Raw genomic sequence first — 17,778 nt, 5'->3', positions numbered from 1 at the left:
CTTGTTCTTCGCGTCCTTGCCAGGGAACCGAAGGATCATCAGACGGTGGCCGGCTTCCGTCTCCACGACACGCCGGATCCACAAAGGACTATCTCGGCGGCCGAGACGCCAGGGGTTAAAGAACAAGGTGTGCCACGAACGCAAGGAGGAGCTTATGTAGGTAGAGCGACTTTATGCGGTGCTGTGCAGGAGATGAAGGTTTTGGCCCTTCGGAATCGCCCTGCGGGGGGAGGTTCCAAACCGCCACATGCTGCGGAAGTGGTAACGCGACCGTGGTGAGCGATGTGGAAAAGGCACTGATTGAAGTGTCAGGTGGGGATCAGGAAGACGAGCGTGAGCGAATCACTGACGACGTGTCGTTATTTAACTCTAGGTGGCATCAAAACCGGGGTGCCTTGTTGATCCCGGGAAGAGTCTGGCGGATACCCGTTTACTGGCCAGATGGTGTCCGGCATGGAGGTGACGTGAGCCTGATCTGCTGCTCTTGCACGGAACGTGGGAAGGCATGTCTCGACACCGCTGCCCCGGCGCGGGGTGCGAGAGGGAGCGCTCCAAGCGGCTGACACCGCAAGGGGTTGAGTATCGTCGCGAGGCGTGCTGGCGGACCGGCTCGTAGTAGTGCCGAAGCCCCTGTAATGGGGGTGGAGCGAAGGAGCCGGGTCATCCGTGGCTGTGTGTGTCTGGTCAACCGGACGTTGTTCGGGAGGAGCCGATGGACAAGCTGAAGTCACCAGAGAAGCCGTTTGAGATTTCGAAGTGGGAGGTCTGGGAGGCGTTTCGTGAGGTAAAGCGAAATCAGGGCGCGCCGGGGGTGGATGGGCAGTCCATCGCCGACTTCGAGGCCGATCTGAAGGGCAACCTTTACAAGATCTGGAATCGGATGTCGTCGGGGACGTACTTTCCGCCTCCGGTGCGAGCGGTGGAGATTCCGAAACAGCACGGCGGCGGCACGAGGATGCTCGGCGTCCCCACCGTCGCCGACCGGGTCGCGCAGACCGTGGTGGCCAAGCACTTGGGAATTCGTGTGGATCCAATATTTCACGAGGATTCCTACGGTTACCGGCCGAAGCGGTCGGCCCTGGATGCGGTCCAGCGTTGCCGGCAACGGTGTTGGAAGAAAGACTGGGTGATCGATCTTGACATTCAGAAGTTCTTCGACAGCGTCCGGTGGGACCTCATCGTCAAGGCTGTCCAGGCTCACACCGACGCCGTCTGGGTGACGTTGTATGTCGAGCGGTGGCTCCAAGCGCCGCTGCAACTGCCCGACGGGACCTTGCAGCAGCGGGACCGGGGGACCCCGCAGGGGTCCGCGGTCTCGCCCGTGCTGGCGAACCTGTTCATGCACTACGCGTTCGACACCTGGCTCGCCCGCAACTTTCCGGACGTGCAGTTCGAACGCTATGCCGATGACGCGGTCGTGCACTGCGTCAGCGAGCGCCAGGCCCGCCAGGTGCTGGCGGCACTCGGGAACAGGATGGACGAGGTCGGGCTGCGACTGCACCCCGACAAGACCAAGATCGTGTACTGCAAGGACGGCAACCGGCGCGGCTCGTACGAGCACACGTCGTTCACCTTCCTTGGACTCACGTTCCAAGCCCGCAAGGCGCGAAGCAGGAAGGGGAAGAACTTCACCAACTTCCTGCCCGCGATCAGCAAGGGAGCCCTGAAGAAGATCAGCAGGGAAGTCCGCTCCTGGCGGATCCACCTGCGGATCGGCCACACCTTCGCCGAGCTCGCACGAAAGATCAACCCGATCGTGCGCGGCTGGCTGCAGTACTACGGGGCGTACTACCGCTCCGCGCTGCTGCCCCTCCTGGAACGCATCAACGCCTACCTGGTGCGCTGGATCCGCAAGAAGTACAAACGACTGCGGCCGTTCAGGAAGGCCCAACAGTGCTGGCAGCGCATCACCCGCCAGTACCCGAGGCTCTTCGCCCACTGGGCATGGACACCGCGCTTCTGGTGATCAGGATGACAAGAGCCGTGTAACGGGAGACTGTTACGCACGGTTCTGTGGGAGCCCGGGGGTGAAATCCCCCCGGGCCACCCGACCTGAGTGGGCACGATAGGCAGCGTGGTGCCCAACAGGATGGCCACGAGGATGACCAGTCCCTGGCCCATGTTGGTGGGCAGCGTCCAGACGATGAACTTGGTGAGGTTGTCGAACACCCCGCGGCCTTCCTCCACGGCTGCCTCGATGGTGGCGAAGTCGTCGTCGGTCAGAACCATGTCGGCGGCATCTCGGGCGACCTCCGTGCCGGCCTGCCCCATGGCTATGCCGATGTTGGCGCGGCGCAGCGCCGGCGCGTCGTTGACGCCGTCACCGGTCATGGCTACCACGTGGCCGCGCGCCTGGAGCGCTTCGACCAGATTCAACTTCTGTTCCGGGGAGACACGGGCGAACACCTGCGCCCGCTCGACAGCGGGCGGGTACTGTTCGGCGGTGAGTGCGGCCAGTCTGGTACCGGTCAACACCCGCCCATCGCCGTGATCGCTCTCGTTGTGGCCGTCGCCAAGAAGCTTGAGCCGACGGGCGATGGCGGTGGCGGTGGTCGCGTGGTCGCCGGTGATCATCTTGACCGTGATTCCGGCAGTGTGGCACGCCGCGACGGCGGCGGCTGCGGCGGCTCGGGGCGGGTCGAGCATCGCCTGCAACCCCGTCAACACCAACGCGACGGCCCCCTCGCGCGCCTCGAACTCCTCGGGATCGGCGCCGGACCGCACAGCGGTGGCCAACACGCGCAACCCACCGCCGGCAAGGCGTTCAGCGGCGCGGGCAACCGCATCCTCGTCCAGCGGCCGGACCGAGCCGTCGGCGCCCATCTGGTGAGTGCACATGGCGACGATGCGCTCCACGGCACCCTTGGCCAGCGCGACATGGTCGCCGGTGGCCCGCTCGCGGTGGAGAGTGGCCATGTACTGCCTCTCGGAGCTGAACGGGACCACTGCGACGCGTGGGAACTCCTCGCCGACTTCGGCCGGCGTGACGCCTGCCTTGGCACCAGCGACGATCATGGCTGCCTCGGTGGGATCGCCGATGACGCGCCACCCGCGGTCGTCGCGGACGATGCTGGTGTCACTGCAGGCGACGCCGGCACGCAGGCACCACCGCAGCGCGTGGTCGTGCGCGACTGCTGCGGGAGCGCCGTCGCGGTCGCGCAGCTCCCCCTCGGGGGTGTAGCCGGCACCGGTGACCTCGTAGGCGCCGTCGGGCGTGACGACGGCCCGTACCGTCATCTGGTTCTCGGTGAGCGTGCCCGTCTTGTCCGAACAGATGATGGTCGTGCTGCCGAGCGTCTCCACCGCCGGCAGCCGTCGGATGACCGCCCGCCGGCGCGCCATGCGGGCGACGCCGATCGCGAGAGTGATCGTCACCACCGCCGGTAGCCCTTCGGGGATCGCGCTGACAGCCAGTGCCACTGCGGCGGTGAACGTCTCGACCACAGGCTGCCCTCGCAGCACGCCAACGGCGAACGTCACCGCGGCGAGAGCGAGGATCACCACGGTCAGCAGCCGGCTGAACCGGGTGAGCTTCGCCGTCAGAGGAGTGGCCAGCGTCTGCGCGGCCCCGACGAGACGATGGATCTGACCGATCTCGGTCTGCGCCCCCGTGGCGACGGCCACACCCACCCCAGAACCCCCGCTCACGAGTGTGCCGGAGTAGACCATGTTGCGCCGGTCCGCAACGGGTGTGGGCTCGGGTACGGCCACCTCGTCCTTCACGACAGGGGCGGACTCGCCAGTGAGGGCGGACTCATCCACCCGCAACTCCGCCAGGCGCACCACCCGAAGATCGGCCGGCACCTTGTCACCGGCCTCCACCAGAACGAGGTCACCGGGCACGATCTCCTCCGAGGCCAACTGGCGCTCGTGACCGTCACGCACCACCCGGGCCTGCGTGCGAACCATGGACCGCAACGCGGACAACGCGGCCTCCGCCTTGGACTCCTGCACCATCCCGATGAGGGCGTTGACGACCACCACGGCGAAGATGACGACGGAGTCGACGCCCTTGCCCAACGCGGCGGTGACCACTCCCGCGGCTATCAGGACGTAGATCAGCGGGTGATGGAACTGACGCAGCAGCCGCATCCACGCGTTCCCGCGGGCCGCAGTGGGAAGCACGTTCGGTCCGAACCGCTGCAGCCGCTGCGACGCCTCCTCAGCGGAAAGCCCGCGCTCGGCGTCGGTCTCCAGCAGCACGACCACGTCGTGCGCTGCCAGCGTGTGATGCTCCTTGACTACAGACACGGTCGCCTGCCCCGCGGCCCTCGCACGGTGGGCACAACTGCGCCGACGGCGATTGTCCACAGGCATCCGCCCCGCGTGCTCGGCTCGGCCATCGAAACGCGACCAGCGCTGTCCAGACAAGCGGTAGAGCCCGCGTCGACTCGTTCGACGGCCTTGCGACCGGTGCGCGCCCGCACCGAGCAGATCTGGGACATGGGCAGACACCCCCATCGCACGTCAAATCCCCTTTGCCATGATGACGCCGATCGGCGAACGTCCGCAGGACTTCGCCCGATGTATTCAAACCCTCGCGCTTGCTGGAGGCGAGACCTCGATACAAGGTGCCCGATCCCGACGTGCAGCCAGGACGTGGCCAACAGGATGACCGCAAATGTCCGGGCGGCCTTGCGGCAAGCCCGCCGAAATCCGGGTCTACTGATGTTCTCGTGGGTGGGGTTTCATGATCGTCCGGGTAGTGGTGGGCACAGGCCGCCGCGGCGGAGGTTGGCCATGGTGATCAGCGCTTGGGCGCTGCGGTAGCCGTAGGCCTGGCGGGTCAGGACGCGCAGGTGGACGTTGTTGGCCTCGATCCGGGCGTTGGACAGGCCGCTGTCGAGCATGTTGTGGATCGCTGGCAGATGACGGCGGATCGAGCGGGCGAGTTTGACGAACGGGGCCAGCTTCGACCGGCTTGCCCAGCGCAGCCAGCCCTGCAGCAGCAGCCGGCCGTCTGCGCCCTTGACCGCGATGACCTGCCGGAACTGTTCCTTGAGCAGGTAGACCCCAAATTGCGACGCGCGCCGTGTCGTCCGGTGAGTTTCCCGGTTCTCGGGCGGCGTGGCAGTCCGATTGAGATGCTGAGTGCGTCCAACCAGCCACTCGAATGGGGTGGGGAGGTAACCAAGGTGAGGGCGCTAGTCTACGGCGGTCCTGGGAAGCGGTCCTGGGACGAGGTGCCGGACCCACAGGTCGTGAATCCCACCGACGCGATCATCCGGGTTGACGCCGTCACCATCTGTGGCACCGATCTGCACATCCTGAGCGGAGACGTGCCCGAGGTGCAGGCCGGGCGGGTTCTCGGACACGAGGCGGTCGGCACGGTCACCGAGGTCGGCGCCGCGGTCAGCACCGTACGGCCGGGCGACCGGGTGCTCGCATCATGCATCTCCGCCTGCGGGCGCTGCCGTTTCTGCCGGCAGGCACGGTACGGCCAGTGCCTGGGCGGGGGCGGCTGGATCCTGGGACACCAAATCGATGGGGTGCAGGCGGAGTTGGCCCTGGTGCCGTTCGCGGACCTGTCCACGTACACGTTGCCGGACGACGTCTCCGACGAGGCCGCCCTGATCCTCGCTGATGTTCTGCCCACGGCGTATGTAGGGATTGACCGTGGAGATGGAACTGCAGGTCACCCCGGGGCGACACAGTGGTGATCGTGGGGGCTGGCCCCATCGGACTCGCGGCCATCTGGACAGCCCGGCTGTTCTCGCCGTTGTGCGTCATCGTGGTCGAAAAGGCAGACGGCCGGTTGCGGGCGGCCACGCAACTCGGCGCGGACATCGTCGTCAAGCCAGACGACGACGTGCTGAAGGTGGTTCGCTCGGTCACCGACGGGCTCGGGGCAGACGTGGTGCTGGAGGCAGTAGGGGTGCCGGCATCGTTCGAGCTCTGCCTCACCCTGGTCCGACCGGGTGGGCGGGTGGCGAACATCGGGGTACACGGCAAGCCGGCGACGCTGCATCTGGAGGAGCTCTGGATTCGGGACATCACGATTACCACGGGCCTGGTGGACACCTACTCCATCCCGACCCTCCTGCGGATGGTCGCCGCCGGGCGGATCGACACCGCCAACATGATCACCCACCGGTTTCCGCTGGGGGACATCATGCGGGCCTATGACGCCTTCTCCCAGCCAGGACAGACCGGAACACTCAAAGTGGCGCTGTCTCGAGGGTGAACCGCCGACGGGTTCTGTGAAGACCTCAACGCGCTCTTGGGATGTCGGCTCCGACCACCTCGCACGGCTGGTGTCGAACGTAGAACATCGGTTGTCGTATTCCTGCGTGAGACGTGGTGGCGATCGTCGGCTCGGGCGTGCTGCCTGCGTGTCCGTTCGTGCGTTTTCCAAAGCCGCCTGCCGAACCCGGCATGCCATGCCCTTGCCGCACACGGGGCTCGCCGTAGGTCCCGGATGGGTGCGGTGATTCTTGTCCCTTGCCGGTGCTGCCGACGCGCCGGACACGACAGACGACGGGTCCTCCTACCATGACGGCAAGCCGGTGGATCAGACGTTTCGAGCGACTCGTCATCGGCGTCCTGCTGCTGCTGTTGGCCGTTGTCCTGGTTCTCTCGGTGCTTGAACTGGCATGGGTGCTGTTCAACGACATCACCAGCCCGCCCGTGATGATCCTGGAGATCAACGAACTGCTCGACCTGTTCGGTCTATTCCTGCTGGTCGTGATCGGCGTCGAACTGTTCGAAGCGATCGTCAAGACATACTTTCACGAACGCGTGGACCGCGTGGAGGTCGTCATGATTGTGGCGATCATTGCGATTTCCAGGAAGGTCATCGTCATCGACGCTGAGAAGACGGAGCCGATGACCGCCGTCGGGATCAGCGCCATCATCCTCGCGCTCGCCACCGGCGTGTTTCTGCTGAGGTTGAAGCGCCACCCCGACGCTGTGCAGGCCGACTCCGAAAGCGAACACCGCCGCACCTGACACCAACCTGACACCCGCGCCTCTGGCCGGTTCGGCCCTACGGCGGCTGATGCGGGGCTGGTACGTCGCCTTGGCGGAGGCGCGACTTTCGTGCGACCGACAAGGGGACGCGTACCGCGGTGGTGTTGTTCAGGAACCCAAGGACCGGAAGGTGGGGCAGCAGGTGCGGGGATCGAACAGGGTGACGTTGCTCATCGTCTCCTTGTACGCCGTAGCGTTCCTTGTGTTCGGCTTGCTCGCCGACACTCCGGCCCGCACCGTGCAGGGTCTTTGCGTAGTCGATTGAGGTGCGTCTGACCTGGCCGTACGGGGTGCCGCGGCCTGTGTGGAGGGTGATGCGGAACGGGTGTGGCCCGTCGGTGATCATGGAGTTGCTGAGACAACATGACACCGAGAAGGACCACACCCGCGCATGTCATCATCGCTGATCGACGTGATCCGTCAGCATGCCCCCGTCCCGTGCGACACCACCGCTGCCGGCGGTGGGTCGTTTGGCCTGCTGGAGGCCCTGGCGCGGGTTCCCGACCCGCGTGACCCGCGGGGGATCCGGTACCCGCTGGCGAGCGTGCTCGCGGTCGCGGTGTGCGCGGTGATGGCCGGAGCCAGCACGTTCGCCGCGATCGGCGACTGGGTCGATGATCTCGATGCGCCGGCGTGGGGCCGGCTCGGGTTCACCGGTCGGGTGCCGGTGTTGACCACGCTGTGGCGGCTGCTGGTCCGCGTTGACGCCGAGACGTTGACGGCGGTCCTGGCGGACTGGCTGTGCTCGCGGGTGTCGGCGCCGTCGCCGCCGGTGCGGCGGGTCATCGCTGTTGACGGCAAGGTACTGCGGGGCGCGGTCCTACCCGAGGGACGGGTCCATCTGCTGTCGGCCTACGACACCTGCACCGGTGTGGTCCTGGCGCAGGTCCAGGTCGCGGCGAAGTCGAACGAAATTCCGGCGTTCGCCCCGCTGCTGGAGCAGGTCAAGGCACGGCTGGGCAGCCTGGCCGGGGTGGTGATCGTCGCGGACGCCCTGCACACGCAGGTCGCCCACGCCCGCACTGTCGCCGCTGCCGGCGGGGACCTGTACGTGTCGGTCAAGGCCAACCAGCCGACCTTGTTCGCCCAACTCAGACGGCTGCCGTGGGCGCAGGTGCCGATCGGGGACCAACACCGCGACACCGGACACGGCCGCCGCGAGACCCGCACCGTCAAGGCGCTGACCCTCCAGACTCCCGGCGGCATCGGGTTCCCCCACGCCCAGCAGGCCGTCCGGATCACCCGCACCCGCACGATCGCCGGCAAGCGGACCCGCGAGACGGTCTATCTGGTGGCGTCACTGACCGCCGCCCACGCCCAGCCCGCTGACCTGCAGCAATGGGCCCGCCTGGAATGGCACATCGAGAACCGGCTGCACTGGGTCCGCGATGTGACCTTCGGCGAGGACGGCCACCGGGCCCGTACCGGCAACGGACCCGCCGTCACAGCGGTCCTGCGCAACACCGCCATCGGATTCCACCGCGGCAACGGCGAGACCAACATCGCTCGAGCCACCCGACGCGCCAACCGCCGCCCCCACGACCTCATCACCACCGTGACCAGCAGCTACTCGACTACGCAATGACCCTGCCGCACCGTGCGGGGTCTCGCCGAGATTCTCGCGACAAGAAACGCCCTTCTCACGGACTACTTCGGCGTCGCCGGCGTCGGCCCCGCGTTCGTCAACGCCGGGATGCTGACCTTGTGCTCCGCAGTTGTCTACCTCAAACTGCGCGTCGAGATGACCGGGGTGTCGATCGCGTCCCTGTTTCTGCTTCTCGGGTTCGGTCTGTTCGGGAAGAATCTGCTGAACATCTGGCCCACCGTGCTGGGCGTGTTCCTCTACGCCCGGTTCGCGCGAGAGCCGTTCGCGCGGCACGTCAACACCGCCTTCTTAGGCGCCGCCCTCGCTCCCATCTTCTCGGATATTCTGCTCAACCCGCTCATGCCGCTGGCGGTCAGATTGCCGCTGAGCGCTGCCGTGAGCTTGCTTGTCGGGTTCATCCTGCCGCCCTCGGCCGCCCATCTCTTCAAAACCCACATGGGATTTAACCTCTACAACGTAGGGTTTGCCGCCGGCCTTATCGGAACTTTGGTTGTGGCGCTGCTCAGGTCGTATGGTCTCGTGCGAGAACCGGTCGTGGTGTGGACAAACGGGGTTGCCTTCCCGGTTGCCGCGTTCTTGACCGCCGTGTTCGCCTCGATGGTGGCGATCGGGTTTCTTCTTGACCGGGACATCCCGTCGAAAATGCGCGAGCTGATACGTACGTCGGGGCGGACACCGGCCGATTTCGTCGCGCTGTTCGGAGCTGGGCCGACGTTCGTCAACATGGGCGCCTGCGGCGTCGTCGCTATGGTGTACATCCTCGGCGTCGGCGGTGACCTGAACGGGCCAGTGATCGGGGCGATGTTCACTGTCGTCGGATTCGCGGCGTTCGGAAAGCATCCGCGCAACATCATCCCGGTCATGGTCGGGGTGTTCGTGGGTGCGTTGGCGAAACCGTGGCACGCCGACGATCCGTCAGTTCAACTCGCGGTGCTGCTGGCGACCACGTTGGCACCCATCGCTGGCCACTTCGGATGGCGGTGGGGTGTCGTAGCGGGGTTCCTGCACTCCTCGGCTGTACTGAGCGTGGGGTACGTACACGCGGGCCTCAACCTCTACCACAACGGCTTCGTCGGCGGGATCGTCGCCGCCGTTCTGGTGCCGGTCATCGTGGCCGTGCGGCGGGGCCAGGGCAACCGACGGTGAGCCGGTCGGCGCGGGGACCTGCCTGGCGTCGGGCTCGTGGTGGATTCCCGAGCAGCGTGCGGTAACCGGCACGCCCGTTCATGGCGCCGCCCGGGACGCGTTCGGCGAGGCTGCCCGGGATTTCCACGCCGGGGTGGCGGTCCGCACGACCCCGGCGGACCGGGTCCTCGGTGCTGATCGCCCGTCGGTGCCGGTCAATCCGCAGGCCCTGTGGCCACGGGTGAGACCGTGTTCGTAGCCGTTGTGGCTCCTGCTTCCGGTGGCTGCCTTTTCAGGATTCGTGCGCGCGGGCGCTGTTCTTGGGGGAGGCTGTGAGCCATGGACACCAAGGCCAGCCTGCGATACCCGCTGGACAGTAGCGAGTTGCGGCGGGTCGACGCGTACTGGCGGGCGGCCAACTACCTCACGGTCGGTCAGATCTACCTGCTGGACAACCCGCTACTGCGCGAACCGCTGCGGCCCGAGCACGTCAAGCCGAGGTTGCTCGGCCACTGGGGCACCAGCCCGGGGCTCAACCTGGTGTACGCGCACCTCAACCGGCTGATCACCACCCGTGACCTGAACGTGATATACGTGACAGGCCCTGGGCACGGCGGTCCGGCCATCGTTGCGAACACCTGGTTGGAGGGCACCTACAGCGAGCTGTACGCGTCGGTGACCCGCGACGAGGCGGGGATGGCACGGCTGTTTCGCCAGTTCTCCTTTCCCGGTGGCATTCCGAGCCACGTGGCGCCGGAGGTGCCCGGCTCCATCCACGAGGGCGGTGAGCTGGGTTACTCGCTCATGCACGCCTACGGCGCCGCGCTGGACAATCCTGACCTGATCGTCGCCTGCGTGGTCGGCGACGGGGAGGCCGAGACCGGCCCGCTGGCGGCGAGTTGGTTGTCCAATGTGTTTCTCAATCCGGCGCGTGACGGTGCGGTGCTGCCGATCCTGCATCTGAACGGCTACAAGATCGCCAGTCCGACGATCTACGCCCGGATCCCGCAGGACGATCTCGTGTCGCTGATGCGCGGCTTCGGCCACGAGCCGCACCTGGTGGACGGCGACGAGCCGGAGACCGTGCACCAGAAGCTCGCCGCCGCGCTGGAGGACGCGGTGGAGGAGATCGCCGCCATCCAGCACCGCGCCCGCACCGCAGGCGACATCCGCCGCCCACGCTGGCCGATGATCGTGCTGCGCACCCCCAAGGGGTGGACCGGACCGGGCGTGGTCGACGGACAGCAGGTCGAGGGCACGTCTCGGGCGCACCAGGTGCCGCTGTCCCGGGGCCGGGACGACCCGCAGCAACTCGCGGCGCTGGAGGCGTGGCTGCGCAGCTACGGCCCTGAGGAGCTGTTCGACGCGGTCGGTGCGCCGACGGAGTCGCTCGCCGCGCCGCCGCGCGGACAGCGGCGGATGAGCGCGAACCCGCATGCCAACGGCGGACTGTTGCTACGCGACCTGGCCCTGCCGGACTTCCGTGACTACGCGGTGCCGGTGCACACGCCGGGCGGCTCGACGGCCGAGGCCACCCGGGTGCTGGGCGGCTGGCTGCGCGATGTCATCCTGGCCAATCCCGACCGATTCCGCCTGTTCGGCCCGGACGAGGTCGCCTCGAACCGGCTCGGCGCCGCGTTGGAGGTCACCGGCCGGGCGTTCGTCGCCGCCACCGAGCCGACCGACGAGGGCCTGTCTCCCGACGGGAGGGTCATGGAGGTGCTCTCCGAGCACCTGTGCCAGGGGTGGCTGGAAGGCTACCTGCTCACCGGCCGGCACGGCCTGTTCACCAGCTACGAGGCGTTCATCCACATCGTGGACTCGATGGTCAACCAGCACGCCAAGTGGCTGAAGGTGAGCCGGGGCATCCCCTGGAGGCGTCCGGTGGCCTCGTTGAACTACCTGCTCTCCTCGCACGTCTGGCGCCAGGACCACAACGGCTTCTCTCACCAGGACCCTGGGTTCATCGACCACGTGGTCAACAAGAAAGCCGAGATCGTCCGGGTCTACCTACCGCCGGACGCCAACACGCTGCTCTATACGATGGACTGCTGTTTGCGGGGCGGCAACCGCATCAACGTCGTGATCGCCGGGAAGAACCATGCCCCGAACTGGTTGTCGATGGAGCAGGCTATCCTGCACTGCCGACGCGGCGTGGGCATCTGGGGCTGGGCCAGCAGCGACCACGGCAGCGAGCCGGACGTCGTGCTCGCCTGCGCCGGCGACGCGCCGACCCTGGAGACGCTCGCCGCAGCCGACCTGCTCCGACAGCATCTACCGCAGCTGAAGGTCCGGGTCGTCAACGTGGTCGACCTGATGCGGCTGCAGCCGCAGCGCGAACACCCGAACGGCCTGCCGGACAGCCAGTTCGACACGATCTTCACCCGGAGCAGGCCTGTAATCTTCGCTTACCACGGCTATCCGACGCTCATCCACCGCCTCACCTACCGGCGCGCCAACCACCACAACATCCACGTGCGCGGCTACAAGGAAGAGGGCACCACCACCACGCCGTTCGACATGGTCATGCTCAACGATCTCGATCGTTTCCATCTGGTCATCGACGTCATCGACCGGGTGCCCGGGCTCGGCGCCACCGCGGCCCACCTACGTCAGGCCATGGTCGACGCCCGTCAGCAGTGCCGCGACCACACCCGCCGCTACGGCGAGGATCCACCGCACGTCACCGGTTGGCGATGGGCCACAGTCGAAGCGCCCGACACTGCCTGACCGCCGCGAGCCTACCCGCGGCGCCGGGTGTGGAGGAGCGGACAGCGCGCGTGGCGTCACGTGTCGACGGCTCGCTCGGTCTCGCGGTGGGCGGTGGGGCGTTCAGCCCGCGGAGATCGCGAACAGGGCTCGTCGGCCAGCGACTGGTGACCCGGCCGCTGCCATGACCAACTCCTCGATACGGGTGCCTGTCGCGGTTTCGAAGACACGCGCTCGGTTGAGGGAACACCATGAGATGACGGCGGTCGCCATGCCAGGCGCCGGCGTTGGAGCTACTGTCGCTGGAGGTACGGATGCAGGACGTGACTGTCGCTCCGGCCGAGGTGGGGCCGGCCATGCCGGGTCTGGCCGAGCGGGTGTGGATCAACGCCGACGAGGCGCCGCGGGCGGTGCAGTTCGTTCGCCCGGCCCCGGTGTCGCGAGCATGGCCCGTGCCCCGCCCGCAGCGCGGCGGCGACCTAGCGGTGACCTGCGCGCAGTTCCGCGACGACGTCTTCGCCCTGGCGCGCGGGTTCCTCGCCGCTGGCGTCAACCACGGTGACCGAGTCGCGTTGATCAGCGGCACGCGGTATGAGTGGACGCTTGTCGACTACGCGCTGTGGACGATCGGTGCGGTGACGGTGCCGATCTACGACACCGCCAGCCCCGAACAGGCTGAGTGGATCCTGTCGGACTCGGGCGCGGTGGGCTGCGTCGCGGAGACGGCCTCCCACGCCGAGGTGGTCACGGCGGCGCGGGCTAAGCTGCCGTCACTGCGTGAGGTGTGGCAGATCGACGCCGGTGACCTGATCGCGCTGGCCGGGCAGGGCCGCGCGGTCGACGACGCCCAGGCAAACGATCGCCGCAAGCGCGTGAGCGGCGCGGACATCGCCACGATCGTCTACACCAGCGGCACGACCGGCCGGCCGAAAGGGTGTGTGCTGACGCACCGCAATATCTACTGCGACGTCACCAGCACGGTCGGTGTGTTGCCGCAGCTGATGCACCCCGGAGCGTCGACGGTGCTGTTCTTGCCCCTTGCCCATGTGTTCGCCCGGCTGATCCAGGTGGGAATGGTGCAGACGCGGGCGACCATGGTGCACAGCGCCGACATCACCGCGGTGCTGGATCAGCTGCGCCGGCGCCGGCCGACGTTCATCCTCGCGGTGCCTCGGGTATTCGAGAAGATGTACAATACCGCGCGGCAGAAGGCCGATGACGCGCACCGTGGCTGGTTGTTCACCGCCGCCGACCGGGTGGCGGTGCGCTACAGCCGCGCTCTCGACTCTCCCAGCGGGCCCGGCCCGTTGCTACGGCTGCTCCACAGCGTGTGTGACCTGGTGGCGTACCGGAAGCTGAGGGCGGCGCTGGGCGGGCGGTGCCGGATGGCGATCGTCGGCGGAGCGGCCATGGGCGAACGGTTGGGGCACTTCTTCCGCGGCGCGGGGATCACCGTTCTGGAGGGCTACGGCCTGACTGAAACGTCGCCGGCGCTGACGGCGAACCAGCTAGAGGCGCAGCGGCTCGGCACGGTCGGCCGGCCGCTGCCCGGCGTCACGATCCGGATCGCTGAGGACGGCGAGATCCAGGCCTACGGCGACGTGGTGTTCCCCGGGTACTGGAACAACGCGGACGCGAATCGGGACGTGTTCACCCCCGACGGGTGGCTGCGGACCGGAGACATCGGCAGCCTTGACCCGGACGGGTTCCTTAGCATCACGGGCCGCAAGAAGGAGATCATCGTCACCGCGGCGGGCAAGAACCTCGCTCCCGCACCGATCGAAGCGGCTGTCCGCACCCACCCGCTGATCAGCCAGTGCATGCTCGTCGGCGACGGCCGGCCCTACGTCGCCGCGCTGGTCACCATCGACGAGCAGGCCTGGCAGCGCTGGCGTGCTGCCCACGGCTATCCCAGCGCGTCCGTGGCGGAACTACGGGACCTGCCGCAACTACGCACCGAAATCCAGACGGCGATCGACCGCGCCAACAGGTCGGTTTCCCGCGCGGAGCAGGTCAAGACCTTCCGCATCCTGCCCCGGGACCTCACCGAAGCCGACGGGGAACTCACCCCCACCCTCAAGATCAAGCGTGATGCTGTCGCCGGCCGCTACGCCGCCGACATTGACGCCCTCTACCGCGGCCACTGATCACCTCGAAAGGACTCCGATGCACCTCTGGCAACGGCCAGCTAAACGGCCCACTCATCACCGTGCCACTTTCCTTCTGCCCGTGGCGATCGCCGCAGCGGTAGCCGCGACCGCCGTGCGCATTCACAGGCGCCGCGCATCGCACGCCGACAGCGAGGCGCGACGGTCCGCTCTGTCAGGCGAGCACGACCTCACGCCACACGGCACGTCCAGCCGCGACTCGGCGGGCATCTCCGCCGGTCCAGCCCTCACCTGACGGTGGGGCTCCTCGCCGGGCTGCACCGGCTGGCACGGCGGACGCCGCCGTCCCGGGAACGATTCATCGACCTGCTGCGCGCGATCGCCATCGTCGCCGTGGTCCTCGGCCACTGGCTGGTCACCGTCGTCGGCTACGACGACGGGCAGATCGTCGGCCGGTCCGCGCTACCCGACCTGCGGTGGGCGTACCCGATCACCTGGCTGGTGCAGGTCATGCCGATCTTCTTCCTCGTCGGCGGCTACGCCAACGCCGCCTCCCTGACCTCCCACTACCGCAAAGGGCAGCACTCCGGGGAGTGGCTGGTACACCGCGGAGCGCGACTGGTGTACCCGACCACCGCGCTGGTGCTGACTCTCGCCGCTGGCGCCGGCGTCGCGCACGTGTGGCAGCCGGATCCGTCGCGGGTGCGGCTGGTGGTGTGGTTCGCCGCGATCCCGTTGTGGTTCCTGTCGGTCTACCTCATCGTCGTCACGCTCACCCCGCTGATGTGGAGGCTGCACTGCCGCTACGGGGCCGCCGTGCCGTTGGTCCTCATCGGCCTGGTCGCCGCCGGCGACCTTACCCGCCTGTTCGGCGATGAGAACTGGGGCAACGGCAGCTTCCTGTTCGGGTGGCTCGCCATCCACCAGATAGGCTTCTTCTGGCGCGACGGGCGCCTCCCCACAAGCCGCCGCACACTGTGGATGCTTTTGGCCGGGGGCCTCGCCGTGCTGCTGCTGCTCACCGTCCCCGGACCCTACGCCGTCAGCATGATCAACGTTCCGGGCGAGCGGCTGCACAACATGTCCCCACCCAGCCTCGCCCTGTTCGCGCTGTTCACTGTTCAACTCGCCGTAGCCCTGCTCGCGCGGGGACCTGCCGAGCGGTGGCTGCGCCGCCCCCGACCGTGGACGGCCGTCGTCGCGGTGAACACGATCATCCTCACCGTGTTCCTGTGGCACATCACCGCGGCGATCCTGCTCACCGCCGCCCTGCACGCCATCGGCATCCTGCCCACCCAGCCCGCCGGCAGCGCCGCCTGGTTCGCCTGGCGGGTGCCCTGGCTCGTCATGCTCACCGCCGTACTCGCCGTCCTCGTCGCTGTCTTCGGACCCATCGAAGCCCGCGCAACCAGGCGGCCGCGCCACCGCGGACGCTGGCTTCCTACCGCACTGGCCGATTGGCTGGCCCGGCCCGCTCCCCGCCTGACGCTCGCCGTCGCATGCCTCGCCGCGGTGGCCTTCGGCCTGCTGGACAACAGCCTCCTGCCCCGCACCCAGCCCGCTCCCCTCGGCATCCCCACCATCGCCCTGGTCGCGTACATCATCGGTGCGGCACTGCTCTACGCGCTTCGCTGTGCCCCCGCCGAACCCCCGCCATCCGACACGACCGATGAGGCCCAACCGGCTGCCGACCCGAGTAGGAGACGCGAATGACCAACGTCCGCGCGCCGATCGTCGTCGGCGTGGACGGCTCCGAGGAAGCACTGCGCGCCGTGCACTACGCCGCCCGCGAGGCCACCTGGCGCCAGCGTCCCCTACGAATCGTGCACGCCTTCATCTGGCCGCTGTTCCACGTCCCCCTTGACCGACCCGCAATCGGGCCGCCGGAGGCCGGCCTTCGCAACCAGGCCCACCGCATCGTCAAGCAGGCCATGCAGGCCGTCGCGACGGCCACGCCCGACATCGACGTCGACGGGGCCGTCGTCACCGGCGCTCCGGCCGCCGTCCTCACCGCCGAGTCCCGCACCGCAGAAATGATCGTTATCGGCGACCGTGGCCTTGGTGGATTCACCGGCCTCCTCGTCGGTTCCGTAGCGGTGCAGACAACCGTCCACGCCACCTGTCCCGTCCACATCGTCAAGGGAGACACCGACCGCACCGGCCCAGTCGTGGTCGGTGTCGATGGCTCGCCTCTCAGCGGCCACGCCATCGACCACGCAATTGACGAAGCAGCATGGCGCGACGCACCCCTGCGGGCGGTCCACGCCTGGCAACCCCCAGCACTCCTCCACGACGACCAGCACCTCGCGGCAGAGCCCCTAGTCCTCGCCGAATCACTCGCCGGACGGGCCCTGCGATATCCCGACGTCGCCGTCGAACAGGTGACCGTCGCCGACCAACCTGCCAGCGCACTGCTGCGCGCCGCCGCAGACGCCCAACTCGTCGTCGTAGGCGCACGCGGCCGCGGAGGCTTCACCGGCCTGCTGTTCGGTTCCACCAGCCACGCCGTCCTGCACCACGCCCCGTGCCCCACCGCCATCGTGCGTCCCTGAAAGACACCCCAGGGCAGGGCAGCCAGTTCCACTTACCGTCGGCGAGATAGGCCAGGTGGAGCTCGGCGTTAATCTCACTAAGGTCGGGTGGCCCGGGGGGATTTCACCTCCGGGCTCCCACAGAACCGTGCGTAACAGTCTCCCGTTACACGGCTCTTGTCATCCTGATCACCAGAAGCGCGGTGTCCATGCCCAGTGGGCGAAGAGCCTCGGGTACTGGCGGGTGATGCGCTGCCAGCACTGTTGGGCCTTCCTGAACGGCCGCAGTCGTTTGTACTTCTTGCGGATCCAGCGCACCAGGTAGGCGTTGATGCGTTCCAGGAGGGGCAGCAGCGCGGAGCGGTAGTACGCCCCGTAGTACTGCAGCCAGCCGCGCACGATCGGGTTGATCTTTCGTGCGAGCTCGGCGAAGGTGTGGCCGATCCGCAGGTGGATCCGCCAGGAGCGGACTTCCCTGCTGATCTTCTTCAGGGCTCCCTTGCTGATCGCGGGCAGGAAGTTGGTGAAGTTCTTCCCCTTCCTGCTTCGCGCCTTGCGGGCTTGGAACGTGAGTCCAAGGAAGGTGAACGACGTGTGCTCGTACCTGCGTTCCGCGTAATTCAGGGGGGCTAGAGACATGATCTGGGGCGTGAGCTGGGGGAACGCGTGGACGTATGCCTGTCGGGCGTGTCTCTAGGCGGTGGTGTCGCTGCTGGTCAGCGGCTCGCGG

General features: G+C 67.6%; 12 protein-coding genes and 1 pseudogene. 10 read left to right on the top strand and 3 right to left on the bottom strand.

What is annotated here, in order from left to right:
• Positions 1 to 712: 712 nt before the first annotated feature.
• On the top strand, positions 713 to 1,966 hold the full coding sequence (gene ltrA, locus DLJ47_RS37105) for a group II intron reverse transcriptase/maturase (protein ID WP_109903266.1): 1,254 nt from the start codon (positions 713 to 715) through the stop codon (positions 1,964 to 1,966).
• A 77-nt stretch (positions 1,967 to 2,043) separates the two neighbouring features.
• On the opposite strand, the pseudogene DLJ47_RS24765 reads toward ltrA, so the two are convergent.
• A pseudogene (locus DLJ47_RS24765) lies at positions 2,044 to 4,251 on the bottom strand (cation-translocating P-type ATPase); the annotation flags it as partial.
• A gap of 437 nt (positions 4,252 to 4,688) precedes the next feature.
• Positions 4,689 to 5,006 carry a transposase gene (locus DLJ47_RS37100; RefSeq protein WP_255562333.1) on the bottom strand — a complete coding sequence of 106 codons (318 nt, stop codon included), beginning with the start codon at positions 5,004 to 5,006 and terminating at the stop codon, positions 4,689 to 4,691.
• Between the two features lie 195 nt (positions 5,007 to 5,201).
• Here DLJ47_RS37100 and DLJ47_RS37095 point away from each other — a divergent pair, with 195 nt between their 5' ends.
• The 9 genes from DLJ47_RS37095 to DLJ47_RS24715 all read left to right on the top strand — a co-directional run bounded on the left by DLJ47_RS37095 (position 5,202) and on the right by DLJ47_RS24715 (position 17,069).
• On the top strand, positions 5,202 to 5,660 hold the full coding sequence (locus tag DLJ47_RS37095; RefSeq protein ID WP_233258001.1) for an alcohol dehydrogenase catalytic domain-containing protein: 459 nt from the start codon (positions 5,202 to 5,204) through the stop codon (positions 5,658 to 5,660).
• Positions 5,654 to 6,184 carry a zinc-binding dehydrogenase gene (locus DLJ47_RS37090; RefSeq protein ID WP_233258000.1) on the top strand — a complete coding sequence of 177 codons (531 nt, stop codon included), beginning with the start codon at positions 5,654 to 5,656 and terminating at the stop codon, positions 6,182 to 6,184. Before DLJ47_RS37095 ends, DLJ47_RS37090 begins: the two co-directional genes overlap by 7 nt.
• Before the next feature lie 308 nt (positions 6,185 to 6,492).
• Positions 6,493 to 6,948 carry a phosphate-starvation-inducible PsiE family protein gene (locus DLJ47_RS24750; RefSeq protein WP_109903260.1) on the top strand — a complete coding sequence of 152 codons (456 nt, stop codon included), beginning with the start codon at positions 6,493 to 6,495 and terminating at the stop codon, positions 6,946 to 6,948.
• 412 nt (positions 6,949 to 7,360) lie between these two features.
• The gene (locus DLJ47_RS24740; RefSeq protein WP_109903256.1) at positions 7,361 to 8,554 is read left to right on the top strand and encodes an ISAs1 family transposase; all 1,194 of its coding nucleotides are present in this window, start codon (positions 7,361 to 7,363) and stop codon (positions 8,552 to 8,554) included.
• Between the two features lie 12 nt (positions 8,555 to 8,566).
• A complete protein-coding gene (locus DLJ47_RS24735; RefSeq protein ID WP_109903254.1) occupies positions 8,567 to 9,721 on the top strand; it encodes a DUF1576 domain-containing protein in 1,155 nt (384 codons plus the stop codon).
• A gap of 318 nt (positions 9,722 to 10,039) precedes the next feature.
• Positions 10,040 to 12,430, top strand: coding sequence for a phosphoketolase family protein (locus DLJ47_RS24730; RefSeq protein WP_109903252.1), 2,391 nt, complete (start codon positions 10,040 to 10,042; stop codon positions 12,428 to 12,430).
• A gap of 293 nt (positions 12,431 to 12,723) precedes the next feature.
• Entirely contained in the window at positions 12,724 to 14,556 is a 1,833-nt protein-coding gene (locus DLJ47_RS24725; RefSeq protein ID WP_109903268.1) for an AMP-dependent synthetase/ligase, read from the top strand.
• 258 nt (positions 14,557 to 14,814) lie between these two features.
• Positions 14,815 to 16,230 carry an acyltransferase family protein gene (locus tag DLJ47_RS24720; RefSeq protein ID WP_109903250.1) on the top strand — a complete coding sequence of 472 codons (1,416 nt, stop codon included), beginning with the start codon at positions 14,815 to 14,817 and terminating at the stop codon, positions 16,228 to 16,230.
• Entirely contained in the window at positions 16,227 to 17,069 is an 843-nt protein-coding gene (locus DLJ47_RS24715) for a universal stress protein (protein WP_109903248.1), read from the top strand. Before DLJ47_RS24720 ends, DLJ47_RS24715 begins: the two co-directional genes overlap by 4 nt.
• Before the next feature lie 168 nt (positions 17,070 to 17,237).
• On the opposite strand, the gene DLJ47_RS24710 is transcribed toward DLJ47_RS24715, so the two are convergent.
• Positions 17,238 to 17,687, bottom strand: a complete 450-nt coding sequence (locus tag DLJ47_RS24710; protein WP_109903246.1) for a group II intron maturase-specific domain-containing protein — start codon at positions 17,685 to 17,687, stop codon at positions 17,238 to 17,240.
• Positions 17,688 to 17,778 lie beyond the last annotated feature (91 nt).

This window comes from Micromonospora sp. S4605 (assembly GCF_003176715.1).
GTDB lineage: Bacteria > Actinomycetota > Actinomycetes > Mycobacteriales > Micromonosporaceae > Micromonospora > Micromonospora echinaurantiaca.
Note: the sequence above shows the minus strand (reverse complement) of the source record. Positions and strands in the feature narration are given on the sequence as shown.